We start from the raw sequence: 15,332 nt of genomic DNA on the forward strand, positions 1-15,332 counted from the left end.
CCTTCCTTCAATCCTTTTCTCCTGCTGCCCCACCATGCCGACGAGCGCACTTCCCGACCATGAAGAACTGATGCAACGCATCGCCCGCGACCTGATCGACAGCTACGACGAAGAGCTGGAACTGGAGATCGAGGACCGCAACATCGACGGCCTCGACCCCTCGGCCGGCACCAGCGCCGCCACCGACAAGGCCGCCCGGCAGGCCTACTTCAAGGAACTGTTCCGCCTGCAGGGCGAGCTGGTCAAGCTGCAGGACTGGGTGCAGCACAGCAAGCAGAAAGTAGTCATCCTGTTCGAAGGCCGCGACGCTGCCGGCAAGGGCGGCGTCATCAAGCGCATCACCCAGCGGCTGAACCCGCGCGTGGCCCGCGTGGCCGCGCTGCCGGCGCCGAACGACCGCGAACGCACCCAGTGGTATTTCCAGCGCTATGCCGCGCACCTGCCGGCCGCCGGCGAAATGGTGCTGTTCGACCGCAGCTGGTACAACCGCGCCGGCGTCGAGCGCGTGATGGGCTTCTGCACCGACGACGAGTACGAAGAATTCTTCCGCACCGTGCCCGAGTTCGAGAAGATGCTCGTGCGCTCGGGCATCAAGCTCATCAAGTACTGGTTCTCCATCACCGACGACGAGCAGCACATGCGCTTCCTCGGCCGCATCCATGACCCGCTCAAGCAATGGAAGCTGAGCCCCATGGACCTGGAAAGCCGCCGCCGCTGGGAGGAATACACCAAGGCGAAGGAAATCATGCTGGAGCGCACCCACATTCCGGAAGCGCCGTGGTGGGTGGTGCAGGCGGTCGACAAGAAGAAGGCGCGCCTGAACTGCATCAGCCACCTGCTCGGCCAGATGCCCTACAAGGAAGTGCCGCACCCGGCCGTCGAGCTGCCCGAGCGCGAGCGCCATGCGGACTACCTGCGCCAGCCGGTGCCTGCGAGCATGATCGTCCCGGAGATTTATTAACCCCCAGGCTTCGCGCACTTCGTGTCGCTTCTCCTTCCCCCTTGCAGGGGGCGACACCAACGGCCCGGCGGAGCCGGTTCCGTGGTGTCTCTGGACTGGGCCGCTGTTGGTTTGCGAGGGCTTTGCCTTCACACTGCGCCATGGCCCGTCGTTCCACCGCTTCTGTTTTTGCCCGCGCTTATGAGCGCAACCTCAAGGCGCTGACCCGGCTCACGCTGAGCAGCAGCAAGCGCGTGGCGGGGCAGGTGCAGCGCGCGGCGGCCAAGCGGCTCAAGCCCCCGCCGGGCCGTGGGGACTGGCTCAGCGGGGTGGCGGTGGGGGCTGGCGGGGCGCGGGGCTATCACCTGTTCCGGCCGGCCGGGCTGCAGCTTGCGCCGGGGGAGAAGCTGCCGCTCATGGTCATGCTGCACGGTTGCGGCCAGACGGGGCGTGACTTCGCGGCCAGCACGCGCATGAACGCGCTGGCCGTGCGCCAGCGCTTTCTCGTCCTCTACCCGGAGCAGGACCGGCTGGCCCACCCGCAAGGCTGCTGGAACTGGTACGAGCGCCGCTCGGGCAAGGCCGACGCCGAGGCCGCCACGCTGATGGCCGCGGTCGACCAGGCCTGCATGCTCTACCCGGTGGACCGTGACCGTGTGGCGCTGGCCGGCCTGTCGGCGGGCGCCAGCATGGCGGCGCTGTTGGCCACGCGCTACCCGAATCGTTTCCGCGCCGTCGTCATGCATTCGGGCGTCGCACCCGGCGCCGCCAAGTCGTCGGCCACCGCGCTCGGCGCGATGCGCGGCCAGAACGTGCCGCCCATGCCGGTCACGGCCGTCGGCAAGGCGATGGGTGCCGCGGCCGTCTTCACCACCCTGCCGCCGATGCTGGTGCTGCACGGCGATGCCGACTCGGTGGTCGCGCCCAGCAACGCCGTCAGCAGCGCCGCCGTGTGGGCCACTGCCATCGGCGCGCAGCCGGGCCAGCCGCGCTACACGCAGCGCGGCAAGCGCCGGCCGATGCGGGTGACCGACTTCAAGCGCAATGGCCGCACGCTCGTCACGCTGTGCGAGATCGCCGGGCTGGGCCATTCATGGAGCGGCGGCGCATCTAAGCTGCTGTTCAGCGACCCCGAAGGGCCGGACGCGACGCGCATGGCCTGGGCTTTTGCGGTTGCGCAGTTCAAGGCCGCTCAGGGCTCGAAGAAGCTCTGAGAGCCCGCTGTGCCCTGGTCGAATGCCTAACCGCGTGACGGCGCGGGAAGTGCGGACAGCTTCTCGGCCACGCGCTGGCAGGCGGTGATCAGATCGCGAACGATGCGCTCGTCGATGTTCAGGTCGCCTTCGTACTCGCCCAGATTGCGGATCTCATGGCCTTTGGCCAGAACCCGCCAGACCTCCGGTCCCAGCGACAGGGTATGAGGCAGTACCTGGAAGACGATGAAGCGGTTGCTCGAGCGGTAGCCATGCCACCTCAGCGCGGCGAGGCACATGGCATGCGCCGCGTTGTAGACGAGGTCGAAACGGCTCTCCAGCGACAGCTGCACCAGTTGCGCATCCACCAGGCGCGCCTGCCCGGAACGCAGCAAGCCGGCAAATTCGCGAGCGTCAGGCGCTTCCGCGACAAGCGGCTTCGAGGGACCGCACAGGTTTTCAAGCGGGGAGGGCATTCGCGTCGCCGATCACCCAGAGCTTGGGCTGTGCCATCACGCGCGTGACGAATGATTCGCCGTTCTTGAGCTTTCGCATCAGTTCGTTCCTTGTGAATATGGTCGGATTCACTGTACGGCCAAGGCGTGCCGAGACGGCGTCCAGCGCCAGAAACAGGTCTGAATACGCAAGTTCGTCACTGACAAGGAAAAGGTCGATGTCGCTGGCGGCCGTGTCGCTCTTCCTGGCTACAGAACCGAAAACGAATGCGGCGTCGATCTTGTCGGCGATCGGCTGCAGCGCTTCGTGCAGCGGGCCCGCGAGTCCGAAAGTCTTGCGCACGATGCTGCACAGTTCCTCGTGAATCGGTGATGCGGCGTTGGCTTGGTAGTGTTTCTGATTGCCTGCGCGAGAGGTCGTCAGCAGCCCGCAGTCGGTCAGGTATTTGAGTTCGCGCTGCACGGCTCCCGAGCCGGCACCGGTGAGCTTGATCAGTTCGCTGGAGAAGAAACTTCGGTCCGGCTGGCCGAAGAGATACCCCAGCACGCGCTGCTGAGTTTTCGTGAACAGGGCATCTGCAAGGCCTGTGGGCTTGTATGTTTCCGGCGATGACGGCGAGATCTTTCCCATTTTGGGTATCTTAATGCCCAAAATGGGCTTGTACGCCACCCGGCGTATTTCACCTTCCTGGTGCATTCCGCAGACTCCTCTCCACGCCAGCCAAGCGCTGTCGACAAGGTTCAACCAACCCCGGAGCAGGAGTCCACATGCAACGTCGTTTCACACTCAAGGCGCTTACCGCCGCCGTCGCGCTGGCCAGCATTTCTGCTGCGCCCGCATTCGCAGCCGACACCATCAAGGTCGGCGTGCTGCATTCGCTGTCGGGCACGATGGCCATTTCGGAAACCGTGCTGAAAGACACGGTGCTGATGGCCATCGACGACATCAACAAGAAGGGCGGCGTGCTGGGCAAGCAGCTCGAGCCCGTGGTGGTCGACCCGGCCTCCAACTGGCCCCTGTTCGCCGAAAAGACCAAGCAGCTGCTCGGCCAGGACAAGGTCTCGGTCATCTTCGGCTGCTGGACCTCGGTGTCGCGCAAGTCGGTGCTGCCGGTGGTCGAGGAAATGAACGGCCTGCTGTTCTACCCGGTGCAGTACGAGGGTGAGGAACTCTCGAAGAACGTGTTCTACACGGGCGCCGCGCCCAACCAGCAAGCCATTCCGGCCGTCGACTACCTGATGAGCAAGGAAGGCGGCGGCGCCAAGCGCTGGGTGCTGCTGGGCACCGACTACGTGTACCCCCGTACCACCAACAAGATCCTGCGCGCCTACCTCAAGAGCAAGGGCGTGAAGGAAACCGACATCGACGAGAAGTACACCCCCTTCGGCCACAGCGACTACCAGACCATCGTCGCCGACATCAAGAAGTTCTCGGCCGGCGGCAAGACCGCGGTGGTGTCGACCATCAACGGCGACTCCAACGTGCCCTTCTACAAGGAACTCGGCAACGCCGGCCTGAAGGCCAAGGACGTGCCCGTGGTCGCCTTCTCGGTGGGTGAGGAAGAGCTGCGCGGCGTGGATACCAAGCCGCTGGTCGGCCACCTGGCCGCCTGGAACTACTTCATGAGCCTGAAGAACCCGACCAACACGGCGTTCATCAAGGAGTGGAGCGAATACGCCAAGGCCAAGAAGATCCCCGGCCACATGGACAAGCCGCTCACCAACGACCCGATGGAAGCCACCTGGATCGGCATCCACATGTGGAAGCAGGCCGTGGAAAAGGCCAAGTCGACCGACACCGACAAGGTGATCGCCGCCATGGCCGGCCAGACCTTCACGGCGCCCTCGGGCATCGTGTCGAAGATGGACGAGAAGAACCACCACCTGCACAAGAGCGTGTTCATCGGCGAGATCAAGGCCGACGGCCAGTTCAACGTGGTGTGGAAGACGCCGGGTCCTGTGAAGGCCAAGCCGTGGAGCCCGTACATCGAAGGCAACGACAAGAAGCCTGACTACCCCGCCGGCAAGTCGATGTAAGTGTGTTTCTCCCTCCCCCGCCGGGGGAGGGCAGGGGTGGGGGCTGACGGCGGTCGATTCGCGCATTGCGCTTGCACGGGCGCCGCGTGCCCCCACCCCGACCCTCCCCCGGAAGGGGATAGGGCCAACCCAACTTCCAGTTTCATGATGCTTCGACGAACCCTTCACTGCGCACTCGCCGCCATGCTCCTCATGGCATCGGCCGCCCACGCGCTGACCGCCGACGAAGCCCGGGCCATCGCCTCCGGCGAATCCGAAGCCCGCATCGCCGCGCTCAACAAGGCCGTGCTCACGGCCGACGACAAGACCGCCGCCTTCATCCAGGCCATGTCAGACGACGCGGTCAAGTACACCGAGGACAAGGTCTTCGTGATGAAGGACGACAAGGGCTACGACCCCGTCACCGGCGCCGAGCTGAAGGTGCCCGACACCGCGGAAGACGTCGTCAACAACAACCTCATGCGCGGCGCGCTCGATGCCGCGCAGGCCGCGCTCAAGCTCTCCAGCAAGGACGACGCCGTGCGCGCCGAAGCCGCGCAGGCGCTCTTCAAGGAGCCCGACGAATCGCGCGTTCCCATGGTCGAGAAGGCGCTGGCCGCCGAAACCAACCCCAAGATCAAGGCGCAGCTCGAACTGGTGCGCGCCGCCAGCATGCTCACCAGCGCCGACAAGGCCAAGCGCCTCGCCGCCGCCAAGGAGCTTGGCAACAACCGCAACCCCGACACCAAGCTGCTGCTCAACCAGCGCCTGGCCGACGAGACCGAGGCCGACGTCAAGGCCGCCATCGTCGCGTCGATCGCCAGCATCGACGGCTCGCTGGTCTGGGGCGACCGCATCAACGCCGTGTTCAGCGGCATCAGTCTGGGCTCCGTGCTGCTGCTGGCCGCGCTGGGCCTGGCCATCACCTACGGCCTGATGGGCGTGATCAACATGGCCCATGGCGAGCTGATGATGATCGGCGCCTACGCCACCTACGTGATGCAGGGAATCTTCCAGAAGTACATGCCGGAGGCGGCCTTCGGCTGGTACCTGGTCGCCGCCATTCCCGTGTCCTTCCTCGCATCGGCGCTGGTGGGCGCGGTGCTGGAGCGCGGCGTGATCCGTTTCCTCTACGGCCGCCCGCTCGAGACGCTGCTCGCCACCTGGGGCATCAGCCTGATGCTGCAGCAGCTGGTGCGCTCGCTGTTCGGCGCGCAGAACGTCGGCGTCGAGAACCCCGGCTGGATGAGCGGCGGCTTCACCATGCTGAGCAACGTCACGCTGCCGTGGAATCGCATCTGCATCATCATCTTCGCCGCCCTGGTGTTGCTGGCGATGGGCTGGCTCATCGGCAAGACGCGCCTGGGGCTCTTCGTGCGCGGCGTCACGCAGAACCGCCCGATCGCCTCGTGCATGGGCGTGAACACCGCGCGCATCGACACCTACGCCTTCGCGCTCGGCTCCGGCATCGCAGGCCTCGCAGGCTGCGCGCTGAGCCAGATCGGCAACGTCGGCCCCGACCTGGGCCAGAGCTACATCGTCGACAGCTTCATGGTTGTCGTGATGGGCGGCGTCGGCCAGCTCGCGGGCACCGTGTATGCGGCGCTTGGGCTGGGCATTCTCAACAAGTTCATCGAGGGCTGGGCGGGCGCCGTGCTTGCCAAGATCGCGGTGCTCGTTTTCATCATCATCTTCATCCAGAAGCGGCCGCAGGGCATCTTCGCAATGAAAGGCCGGAGCGCAGAGGCATGAGCAAGGTCGTACTTCCAACCAAGGGGCCGCTGCTGAGCGGCAAGGGCTGGACGGCCTTCTTCGTCGCACTCATCGTGGTGTGCGCGGTGGCGCCCGTCCTCAATATGTGGGTGCCGGTGGACAGCCCGCTGCACATGAGCGACTACGCGGTGGCGCTGGTCGGCAAGATCATGTGCTACGCCATCTGCGCGCTGGCCATGGACCTGATCTGGGGCTACACGGGCATCCTGTCGCTGGGCCACGGCCTGTTCTTCGCGCTGGGCGGCTACATGATGGGCATGTACCTCATGCGCCAGATCGGCCGCGACGGCAACTACAAGAGCGACCTGCCCGACTTCATGGTGTTCCTCGACTGGAAGACGCTGCCCTGGCACTGGACCTTCAGCGACAGCTTCATCGCCACGCTGATCCTGATCGTCGCGGTGCCGGGCCTCATCGCCTTCGTGTTCGGCTTCTTCGCGTTCCGTTCGCGCATCAAGGGCGTGTACTTCTCGATCATCACGCAGGCCATGACCTTCGCGGCCATGCTGCTGTTCTTCCGCAACGAGACGGGCTTCGGCGGCAACAACGGCTTCACCGACTTCAAGCGCATCCTGAATATTCCGATCGCCACGCAGGAAATGCGCATGACGCTGTTCGCGCTCACCGGTGCCACGCTGCTGGGCTTCTTCCTGTTCGCCAAGTGGCTCATCGGCAGCAAGTTCGGCCGCGTGCTGCAGGCCATTCGCGATGCCGAAACGCGCGTGATGTTCTCGGGCTACAACCCGCTGCCATACAAGCTCACGATCTGGGTCATCTCCGCCGTCATGTGCGGCGTGGCCGGTGCGCTGTACGTGCCGCAGGTCGGCATCATCAACCCGGGCGAGATGAGCGCGGCCAACTCCATCGAGATCGCCATCTGGGCGGCCGTGGGCGGGCGCGCGACGCTCATCGGTCCCATCATCGGCGCCTTCATCGTCAACGGCGCCAAGAGCTGGCTCACGGTGGCCTACCCGGAATACTGGCTGTACTTTCTGGGTGCCTTGTTCATTGCTGTCACGCTGTTCCTGCCGAACGGCATCGTGGGGTTGGTGCGCAAGTGGTTGTCGAGGGAGAAGAAGCAAGCGCTGAGCGAAGAGCCGGTGCAGGAAGCACGGCGCGCCGTGGCCGCGGAGCAGGGCGTGGAGCCCGACGCCCTGGCCTCGCTGCCGGTGGACGCGAAGGGAGCACGCGCATGACGCCCGACCTGATGGAAGCCGGCGCCGAGCGCGCCGCACGCGCCAGCGGTATTCACTATGTGAGCGGCAGCACGGAGTCGGGCGGCCGCACCGCGGACTTCGGCCGCCATGTCACGCCGGGCGAAGTCGACGTCACGCACGGCCGCATCCTCTATCTGGAAGACGTGAGCGTGAGCTTCGACGGCTTCAAGGCCATCAACAAGCTGTCGCTGGACATCGCGCCCGGCGAGCTGCGCTGCATCATCGGGCCGAACGGCGCGGGCAAGACCACGATGATGGACATCATCACCGGCAAGACCCGGCCCGACTCGGGCACCGTGTTCTTCGGCAGCACCATCGACCTGCTGCGCCATCGCGAAGCGGAAATCGCGCAGCTCGGCATCGGCCGCAAGTTCCAGAAGCCGACGGTGTTCGAGCATCTGACGGTGTTCGAGAACCTCGAGCTCGCGCTCAAGACGAACAAGGGCGTGCGCGCATCGATGCTGTTCAAGCTCGATTCGGCGCAGAGCGACCGCCTAGCCGAGGTGCTGGAGACCATCCACCTGGCCGACAGCGTGTCGCGCCTGGCCGGCAACCTGAGCCACGGCCAGAAGCAGTGGCTGGAAATAGGCATGCTGCTGATGCAGGACCCGAAGCTTCTTCTGCTCGACGAACCGGTCGCCGGCATGACCGACGAGGAAACGGCGCGCACCGCCGAGCTGTTCCTCACCCTCAAGGGCAAGCATTCGCTGATGGTGGTGGAGCACGACATGAGCTTCATCCGCACCATCTCCGAGATCGTCACCGTGCTGTGCGACGGCTCGGTGCTGGCTCAGGGCACGCTTGATGAAGTGCAGGCAGACGAACGCGTGATCGAGGTTTATCTTGGTCGCTGAAGCCCCCGTCGCCGTGGTCAGAGCGGTGGCGCACCCCCTGCCTTCCTCCCTCTCCCCCTGGGAGAGGGCCGGGGTGAGGGCAGACGGCATCAACATCACGACAAGCGCCCGGTACGCGGCGCGGTGTGGGCGGCCCCTCTGTGCCGCCGAGGAGCGCAGCGTTTCGCGGATCAGGGCTCGCAGCTGTCTGAGCGAAGCGAGTTCTGCGAGACCCCGCGAAGCGCGAGCACCGCAGGGGAGCCCGAAGGGCCGGCATAGCGGGGCCGACCGCGCCGCGCCGCGTACCGGGCGCCCTCCAAACGAAACCAGGAAGGAGCCCAAAAAATGCTGACAGTAAAAAACATCCACCAGTACTACGGCGGCTCCCACATCCTCCGGGACGTGAGCTTCGAAGCCAAGCTGGGCAAAGTCACCGTGCTGCTGGGCCGCAACGGCGTAGGCAAGACCACGCTGCTCAAGTCGCTCATGGGCCTGGTGCCCATCAAGAGCGGCAGCATCGAACTCGAAGGCAAGCCCATCCACAAGGCCACCCCCTACGACCGGGCCAGGGCCGGCATCGGCTTCGTCCCCCAGGGCCGCGAGATCTTCGCGAGGCTCACCGTCGAAGAAAACCTGCGCATGGGCCTGGCCTACAAGAGCGGCAGCACGCCCATCCCCTCGGAGCTGTACGACCTGTTCCCCGTGCTCAAGCAGATGATCAACCGAAGAGGCGGCGACCTCTCCGGCGGCCAGCAGCAGCAGCTTGCCATCGCGCGCGCCCTGGCGCCCAAGCCCAGGCTACTCATCCTCGACGAGCCCACCGAAGGCATCCAGCCCAGCATCATCAAGGACATCGGCCGCGTCATCCGCATGCTGGCCGACCGCGGCGACATGGCCATCGTGCTGTGCGAGCAGTACTACGACTTCGCCCAGGAACTGGCCGACGACTACCTCGTGATGGAGCGCGGCGAGGTCATCGCGCGCGGCCTCGGCAAGGACATGGAAGCACAGGGCGTGCGCCAGCTGGTGGCCATCTGAGCCTTGCCACCAGGGCCTCGTGGCCTTGCGAGTACAAGGTCTTGGGCAATTCCGTATCGGCGGGATTTCAGGGTTAACCCTAAAATCGGGCTTTGCCCGCTGCTGCCGGGCACCTCCCAGGAGCCTGGCCTTGAACGCCTCCCCAACCGCGCCGGAAAGCGCGGGCACCGACATTTCCTCCTTTTCGCTGCCGTCCGGCAAGCCCGCCAACTTCCTGCGCGCGGTGCTCGCGCTGGGCGTCGGCGGCTTCGCCATCGGCACCGGCGAATTCGTCATCATGGGCCTGCTGCCCGAAGTCGCCAAGGACATCGGCGTGAGCATTCCGCAGGCCGGGCACGTCATCAGCGCCTATGCGCTCGGCGTGGTCATCGGCGCGCCGGTGCTCGCGGTGCTCGCCGCCGGCTGGCGCCGCCGCGCCTTGCTGATCGCGCTCATGGCCGTGTTCGCGGCCGGCAACTTCGCCAGCGCCATCGCGCCCAACTACCTGCTGCTGAACCTGCTGCGCTTTGCGGCCGGCCTGCCGCACGGCACCTACTTCGGCGTGGCCGCGCTGGTGGCCGCCACGCTCGCGCCACCGGGGCGGCGCGCGCGGGCCGTGGGGCTCGTCATGCTGGGGCTCACCGGCGCCACGCTGGTGGGCGTGCCCATCGCGGCCTGGCTGGGCCAGATCTTCGGCTGGCGCGCGGCCTTCGTCTTCGTCGGCGTCATCGCGCTGCTGGCCATCGCGCTGCTGCGCCGCGACATCCCCGACATGGCCCCGGCCGCCGGCGCCAGCCCGTGGCGCGAACTCGGCGCGCTCAAGCGCAAGCAGGTGTGGTTCACGCTGGGCATCGGCGCCATCGGCTTCGGCGGCATGTTCGCGGTGTTCAGCTACATCAAGCCCACGCTGATCGAAGTGGCCGGCATGCCGCTGGGCGGCGTGCCCTTCGTGCTCGCGCTGTTCGGCCTCGGCATGGTCATGGGCAACCTCGTGGGCTCGCGGCTGGCCGACAAGTCGCTCATGCGCACCATCGGCGGCCTGCTGGTCTACGCCGCGCTGGTGCTCGCGATGTTCACCTTCGCGGCCCACAACATGGTGACGGCGTCCATCAACGTGTTCCTCATCGGCACCACCGTGGCCATCGGCCCGGCGCTGCAGATCCGCCTGATGGACGTGGCCGGCGACGCGCAGACGCTGGCGGCGGCGCTCAATCACTCGGCCTTCAACATGGCCAACGCGCTGGGTGCATGGCTCGGCGGCGTCGCCATTGCGGCCGGGCTGGGCTGGACTTCCACCGGCTGGGTCGGCGCATTGCTCGCGCTGGCGGGCATGGGCGTGTTCGGCTGGGCGATCGCCAGCGCCCGCGCCGACGCGCGGCAGCGGCCGGCGGCCATCGCCTGCTGAGCCATCGGCGCCCGCTCGATCGCGCCGATTGACAGGGCAGAGCGAACCGGACGACATTGCCGGGATGATCGATGCCAACGTGAACGCCGCCGCTTGCAAATGAAGAAGAGCGCGGCAATGCAGAAATTCTCCCGCCGGCAACTTTTGTTCAGCGGCCTCGCTGCCGCTTCGCTGGGCCATCCCTTCCTGAGGCTGAACGCGCAGCCCGCGTCGCGGGCGCTGTTCACGCTGGGCGTGGCCTCGGGCACGCCTACAGCCGACGGCTTTGTGCTCTGGACGCGGCTGGCCCCCGAGCCCTTGCAGGGCGGCGGCATGGGCGATGCACCGGTCGAGGTGCGCTGGGAAGTTGCCGACGATGAAGGCTTCAGGCGCGTGGTGGCGAAAGGCGCGGCCACCGCCACGGCCGAGTTCGCACACTCGGTGCACGTGGAGGTGCGCGGCCTTGCGGCGGGCCGCTGGTACTGGTACCGCTTCACGGCAGGCGGCGATCGCAGCCCCGCCGGGCGCACGCGCACCACGCCCGCCGATTCCGACGAAGCCTCGCAGCCGCTGCGCTTCGCCTTCGCCTCCTGCCAGCACTACGAGCAGGGCTACTACGCCGCCTACCGCGACATGGCCGCGCAGCCGCTCGACTTCGTCGTGCACCTTGGCGACTACATCTACGAAAGTTCCCGCGCTTCGCGCCAGGTGCGGCGGCACGAGGGCGGCATTCCAACGCAGCTGGCGCAGTTCCGCGACCGCTACGCGCTCTACAAGGCCGATGTGCAACTGCAGGCCGCGCACGCCGCCTTCCCCTGGCTCGTGACCTGGGACGACCACGAGGTGGCCAACGACTACACGAACGACGTGTCGCCGCGCACCGCCGATCCCGCGCAGTTCCTCGCGATCCGCGCTGCCGCCTACCAGGCCTGGTACGAGCACATGCCCGTGCCCGCCAGCATGCGCCCGCGCGGCGCCGATGCCACCATCTACGGCCGCCACCGCTTCGGCCGCATGCTCGACGTGCTGCTGACCGACGGGCGCCAGTACCGCTCGCACCACGCCTGCCTGGCCGGCCGCAGTGCCTCGCCGCTGGCCGATTGCGCCGATCGCCTTTCGCCGGAGCGCAGCCTCTTCGGCGCCGAGCAGGAGGCATGGCTGGCGCGCGAGCTCGCGGCGCCGCCCGCGCGCTGGACCCTCATCGCCCAGCCCACGCTGCTGGCCGAGGCCGACCGCAAGCGCGGCCCCGATCACGGCTACTGGATGGACGGCTGGGACGGCTACGCCGCCGCCCGCGCGCGCCTGCTCGACGGACTGGCCGCGCACAAGGCGCGCGGCGGCAACGCGCTGGTGGCCAGCGGCGACGTGCACGCCTTCTGGGCCGCCGACTTGCGGCAGGGCGATGCGCAGCAGGGGCCGTTGGTCGCGACCGAGTTCGTCGGCGGCGCCATCACCTCCGAAGGGCCGAGCGCCGCCAGCGTGGCCAACATGCTCGCGAAGAACCCGCACCTGCGCTACGGCCGGGCCGACAGGCGCGGCTACGCGCTCATGACGCTCGACGAGCGCGGCTGCGCGGTCGAGTTCCGCGCGGTGGAAGACGAGAAGACGGCCGACTCGCCGGTCGGCACCATGGCCCGTTTCTCGGTGGAGCGCGGCGCGCCCGGCGTGCGTGCGGAAAGCACCTGAAAGCGCCACCCGCCTGCAGGATTGCGCGGCCGTGCCTATGATGGCCGCCGCCCCTTCCATCCTCATTTCTCATCTCCCCTGAGCGAGAACCGAACACCATGAGCATTCCCACCACCCGTCTCGGCCGCACCGGCCTCACCGTGTCCCGCCTGGCCCTGGGCACCATGACCTTCGGCCTGCAGACCGACGAGACCGTGTCGCACCAGATCCTCGACAAGGCGGCCGAGGGCGGCATCAACTTCCTGGACACGGCCGACGTGTACCCGCTCGGCGGCACCGTCGAGACCACCGGGCGCACCGAAGAAATCATCGGCCGCTGGCTGCAGAAGCAAGGGCCGGTGGGCCGCCGCCGTTTCGTGGTCGCCACCAAGGCGGTCGGCAAGGTCGGCCCCAACAGCTGGGACCAGGGCGCGTCGCGCAAGCACCTGCTGGACGCCATCGACGCGTCGCTCAAGCGGCTGCAGACCGACCACGTCGACCTGTACCAGCTGCACAGCGACGACCGCGAGACGCCGCTCGAGGAAAGCCTGGAGGCGCTCGACGTCATCGTGAAGTCGGGCCGCGCGCGCTACGTGGGCGTGTCGAACTTCCTGGCCTACCGGCTGGCCCGCGCGCTGGGCAAGGCCGAGCTGCACAAGCTCACGCGCTATGTGTCGGTGCAGCCGCGCTACAGCCTGCTGTTCCGCGAGATCGAGCGCGAGCTGCTGCCGCTGGCGGGCGAAGAGGGCCTGGGCGTGATTCCCTACAACCCGCTGGCCGGCGGCCTGCTCACCGGCAAGTACAAGGCCGGCGCCAAGCCCGAGGACAACACCCGCTTCACCCTCGGCACCGCCGGCAACATGTACCAGGACCGCTACTGGAACGAACGCAGCTTCAACACCGTGGCGCAACTGCACAAGCTGGCGGACGAAGCCGGCGTGCCGCTGGCCACGCTGGCCGTGGCGTGGGTCATGGCGAACCCGCTGATCACCGCGCCGCTGCTCGGCGCGAGCCGTCCCGACCAGCTCGATGCGACGCTGGCGGCTGCCGAATACAAGCTCGATCCGGCGCTGAAGCAGAAGCTCGACGAACTGACCGCCGAATACCGCAAAGGCGACGCACCACGCTGAGTTCGTCGTATTTCTCCTTCCCCCTCTGGGGGAAGGCCGGGATGGGGGCAGGACCTCGGATAAGCGCAATGCGTCATCGAGCGCCGCCGTGCCCCCACCCCAACCCTCCCCCAGCGGGGGAGGGAGCAAAGCGGAAACTGTCAGAACTGTCAGTTAGTCGACAGCGAGGGGTTTGAAGGGGTTGCCTAGAGTGGCCCCATCATGGTCCTCCCTGACGCACCCCCTCTATCGCGCGCGGCCCTCGCGCTGGCCGTCCTGCTCCTTGCGGGGTGCGCCGTCGGTCCCGATTACGTCCGCCCGCAGATGGACGTGCCCACCGCCTTCAAGGAAACCGGCGGCCCCTGGAAAACCGCCGCGCCGCAGACCATCGACGCCGAGCATCCCTGGTGGGACGCCTACGGCGACAGCACCCTCGGTGCGCTGATGGTGCAGGCCAACGCGGCCAACCAGAACATCCGCGTCGCCGAGGCCCAGTACCGCCAGGCGCAGGCCATCACCGCGGCGGCGCGCGCCAACTTCTTCCCGACCGTCGGCCTGAACGCCGGCGCCGTGCGGGCGCAGAGCAACAGCACCGGCGTCGTCAAGCTGGGCACCACCGACACCCTGGGCCTGGGCGCGAGCTGGGAGCCCGACCTGTGGGGCTCGGTGCGCCGCTCGGTGGAGGCGGGCACCGCCAGCGAGCAGGCCAGCGCCGACGACCTGGCCGGCGCGCGCCTGAGCATCCAGACCACGCTCGCGCAGGACTACCTGCAGATCCGCGTCATCGACCTCGAGCGCGACCTGTACGCCAGCACCACCGCCGCCTATGCCAAGGCGCTCGAACTCACGCAGCACCAGTACGCCGCCGGCACCGTGCTGCGCTCCGACGTGGCGCTGGCCGAAAGCCAGCTCAAGACCGCGCAGGCGCAGGCGGTCGACCTCGAAGCGCAGCGCGCGCAGCTCGAGCACGCCATCGCCGTGCTGACCGGGCAGGCGCCGGCTTCGTTCTCGCTGCCGCCGCTGGAATCTTCGGGCCAGCCGCAGACGGCCGAATCGCTTTCCTCGGCCTCGGCACTGCATGTGCAGCTGCCGGTGTCGCCCGCGGGCCTGCCGTCGGAACTGCTCGAGCGCCGGCCCGACATCGCCGGCGCCGAGCGCCGGGTGCAGGCCGCCAACGCCAACATCGGCGTCGCCAAGGCGGCTTACTACCCGCAGATCACGCTCAGCGCCAGCGGCGGCTTCAGCGCGGCCAGCCTGGCCACGCTCTTCAACACGCCCAGCCGCGTGTGGTCGCTGGGCGCGGCGCTTGCGCAGACCGTGTTCGACGGCGGCCTGCGCAAGGCCCACACCGACCAGGCCGTGGCCGCCTACGACGCCTCCGTCGCGCAATACAAGCAGACCGTGCTCGGCGGCTTCCAGCAGGTGGAAGACGACCTGGCCACCCTGCGCGTGCTCGACAGCGAATCCACGCTGCAGGCCGACGCCGTGCGCTCCGCCCAGCTTGCAGAGCGGCTGGCCCTGGCCCAGTACCGCGCCGGCACGGCCACCTACCTGAGCGTGGTGACGGCGCAGACGCTGTCGCTCACCAACCAGCGCACCGCCGCGCAAGTGCTGGGCCGGCAGCTGGCCGCCAGCGTCTCGCTGATCGCGGCCACGGGTGGCGGCTGGAGCGCCGCCGATGCCCAGGCCGGCACAAGCTCCGGCGCCGACAAGATTTCCAGGAATTGATG

Annotated in this window: 13 protein-coding genes; 11 read left to right on the forward strand and 2 right to left on the reverse strand. The window is 67.6% G+C overall.

The features are described from left to right. Positions 1 to 34 precede the first annotated feature (34 nt). Positions 35 to 961 (forward strand): polyphosphate kinase 2, encoded by a 927-nt coding sequence (ppk2, locus tag QRN67_RS28635; RefSeq protein ID WP_285414619.1) that lies wholly within the window; start codon positions 35 to 37, stop codon positions 959 to 961. 140 nt (positions 962 to 1,101) lie between these two features. Continuing rightward, a complete protein-coding gene (locus tag QRN67_RS28640) occupies positions 1,102 to 2,154 on the forward strand; it encodes an extracellular catalytic domain type 1 short-chain-length polyhydroxyalkanoate depolymerase (RefSeq protein WP_285414620.1) in 1,053 nt (350 codons plus the stop codon). Positions 2,155 to 2,180: 26 nt separating this feature from the next. Here QRN67_RS28640 and QRN67_RS28645 read toward each other — a convergent pair whose 3' ends face one another. Then, entirely contained in the window at positions 2,181 to 2,609 is a 429-nt protein-coding gene (locus QRN67_RS28645) for a hypothetical protein (protein ID WP_285414621.1), read from the reverse strand. Further along, on the reverse strand, positions 2,593 to 3,285 hold the full coding sequence (locus tag QRN67_RS28650; protein WP_234382386.1) for a nucleotidyltransferase domain-containing protein: 693 nt from the start codon (positions 3,283 to 3,285) through the stop codon (positions 2,593 to 2,595). The genes QRN67_RS28645 and QRN67_RS28650 overlap by 17 nt, the downstream gene beginning before the upstream one ends. Positions 3,286 to 3,356: 71 nt before the next feature. Between QRN67_RS28650 and urtA the strand changes: the two genes are divergently transcribed. The 9 genes from urtA to QRN67_RS28695 all read left to right on the forward strand — a co-directional run bounded on the left by urtA (position 3,357) and on the right by QRN67_RS28695 (position 15,330). Then, positions 3,357 to 4,625 carry an urea ABC transporter substrate-binding protein gene (gene urtA / locus QRN67_RS28655; protein ID WP_081270211.1) on the forward strand — a complete coding sequence of 423 codons (1,269 nt, stop codon included), beginning with the start codon at positions 3,357 to 3,359 and terminating at the stop codon, positions 4,623 to 4,625. 183 nt (positions 4,626 to 4,808) lie between these two features. Beyond that, complete coding sequence (gene urtB, locus QRN67_RS28660; protein WP_081270212.1) at positions 4,809 to 6,356, forward strand: urea ABC transporter permease subunit UrtB; 1,548 nt, start codon at positions 4,809 to 4,811, stop codon at positions 6,354 to 6,356. Further along, positions 6,353 to 7,573, forward strand: a complete 1,221-nt coding sequence (gene urtC / locus QRN67_RS28665) for an urea ABC transporter permease subunit UrtC (protein ID WP_285414622.1) — start codon at positions 6,353 to 6,355, stop codon at positions 7,571 to 7,573. The genes urtB and urtC overlap by 4 nt, the downstream gene beginning before the upstream one ends. Then, positions 7,570 to 8,448, forward strand: coding sequence for an urea ABC transporter ATP-binding protein UrtD (gene urtD, locus QRN67_RS28670; RefSeq protein ID WP_081270214.1), 879 nt, complete (start codon positions 7,570 to 7,572; stop codon positions 8,446 to 8,448). Before urtC ends, urtD begins: the two co-directional genes overlap by 4 nt. Before the next feature lie 324 nt (positions 8,449 to 8,772). Further along, the gene (gene urtE / locus QRN67_RS28675) at positions 8,773 to 9,465 is read left to right on the forward strand and encodes an urea ABC transporter ATP-binding subunit UrtE (protein ID WP_081270216.1); all 693 of its coding nucleotides are present in this window, start codon (positions 8,773 to 8,775) and stop codon (positions 9,463 to 9,465) included. Positions 9,466 to 9,595: 130 nt separating this feature from the next. Further along, positions 9,596 to 10,849, forward strand: a complete 1,254-nt coding sequence (locus QRN67_RS28680; RefSeq protein ID WP_285414623.1) for an MFS transporter — start codon at positions 9,596 to 9,598, stop codon at positions 10,847 to 10,849. Between the two features lie 117 nt (positions 10,850 to 10,966). Further along, complete coding sequence (locus tag QRN67_RS28685; protein ID WP_285414624.1) at positions 10,967 to 12,514, forward strand: alkaline phosphatase D family protein; 1,548 nt, start codon at positions 10,967 to 10,969, stop codon at positions 12,512 to 12,514. Between the two features lie 98 nt (positions 12,515 to 12,612). Next, positions 12,613 to 13,623 (forward strand): aldo/keto reductase, encoded by a 1,011-nt coding sequence (locus QRN67_RS28690; RefSeq protein WP_081270219.1) that lies wholly within the window; start codon positions 12,613 to 12,615, stop codon positions 13,621 to 13,623. 201 nt (positions 13,624 to 13,824) lie between these two features. After that, on the forward strand, positions 13,825 to 15,330 hold the full coding sequence (locus QRN67_RS28695; protein WP_285414625.1) for an efflux transporter outer membrane subunit: 1,506 nt from the start codon (positions 13,825 to 13,827) through the stop codon (positions 15,328 to 15,330). Positions 15,331 to 15,332: the final 2 nt, after the last annotated feature.

Source organism: Variovorax sp. efr-133-TYG-130 (genome assembly GCF_030208835.1).
Taxonomy (GTDB): domain Bacteria; phylum Pseudomonadota; class Gammaproteobacteria; order Burkholderiales; family Burkholderiaceae_C; genus Variovorax.

Coding starts and splice junctions, on each gene's coding strand:
- ppk2 (WP_285414619.1), top strand. CDS start 35: ATGCCGACGAGCGCACTTCCCGACCATGAAGAACTGATGCAACGCATC.
- QRN67_RS28640 (WP_285414620.1), top strand. CDS start 1,102: ATGGCCCGTCGTTCCACCGCTTCTGTTTTTGCCCGCGCTTATGAGCGC.
- QRN67_RS28645 (WP_285414621.1), bottom strand. CDS start 2,609: ATGCCCTCCCCGCTTGAAAACCTGTGCGGTCCCTCGAAGCCGCTTGTC.
- QRN67_RS28650 (WP_234382386.1), bottom strand. CDS start 3,285: ATGCACCAGGAAGGTGAAATACGCCGGGTGGCGTACAAGCCCATTTTG.
- urtA (WP_081270211.1), top strand. CDS start 3,357: ATGCAACGTCGTTTCACACTCAAGGCGCTTACCGCCGCCGTCGCGCTG.
- urtB (WP_081270212.1), top strand. CDS start 4,809: ATGCTCCTCATGGCATCGGCCGCCCACGCGCTGACCGCCGACGAAGCC.
- urtC (WP_285414622.1), top strand. CDS start 6,353: ATGAGCAAGGTCGTACTTCCAACCAAGGGGCCGCTGCTGAGCGGCAAG.
- urtD (WP_081270214.1), top strand. CDS start 7,570: ATGACGCCCGACCTGATGGAAGCCGGCGCCGAGCGCGCCGCACGCGCC.
- urtE (WP_081270216.1), top strand. CDS start 8,773: ATGCTGACAGTAAAAAACATCCACCAGTACTACGGCGGCTCCCACATC.
- QRN67_RS28685 (WP_285414624.1), top strand. CDS start 10,967: ATGCAGAAATTCTCCCGCCGGCAACTTTTGTTCAGCGGCCTCGCTGCC.
- QRN67_RS28690 (WP_081270219.1), top strand. CDS start 12,613: ATGAGCATTCCCACCACCCGTCTCGGCCGCACCGGCCTCACCGTGTCC.
- QRN67_RS28695 (WP_285414625.1), top strand. CDS start 13,825: ATGGTCCTCCCTGACGCACCCCCTCTATCGCGCGCGGCCCTCGCGCTG.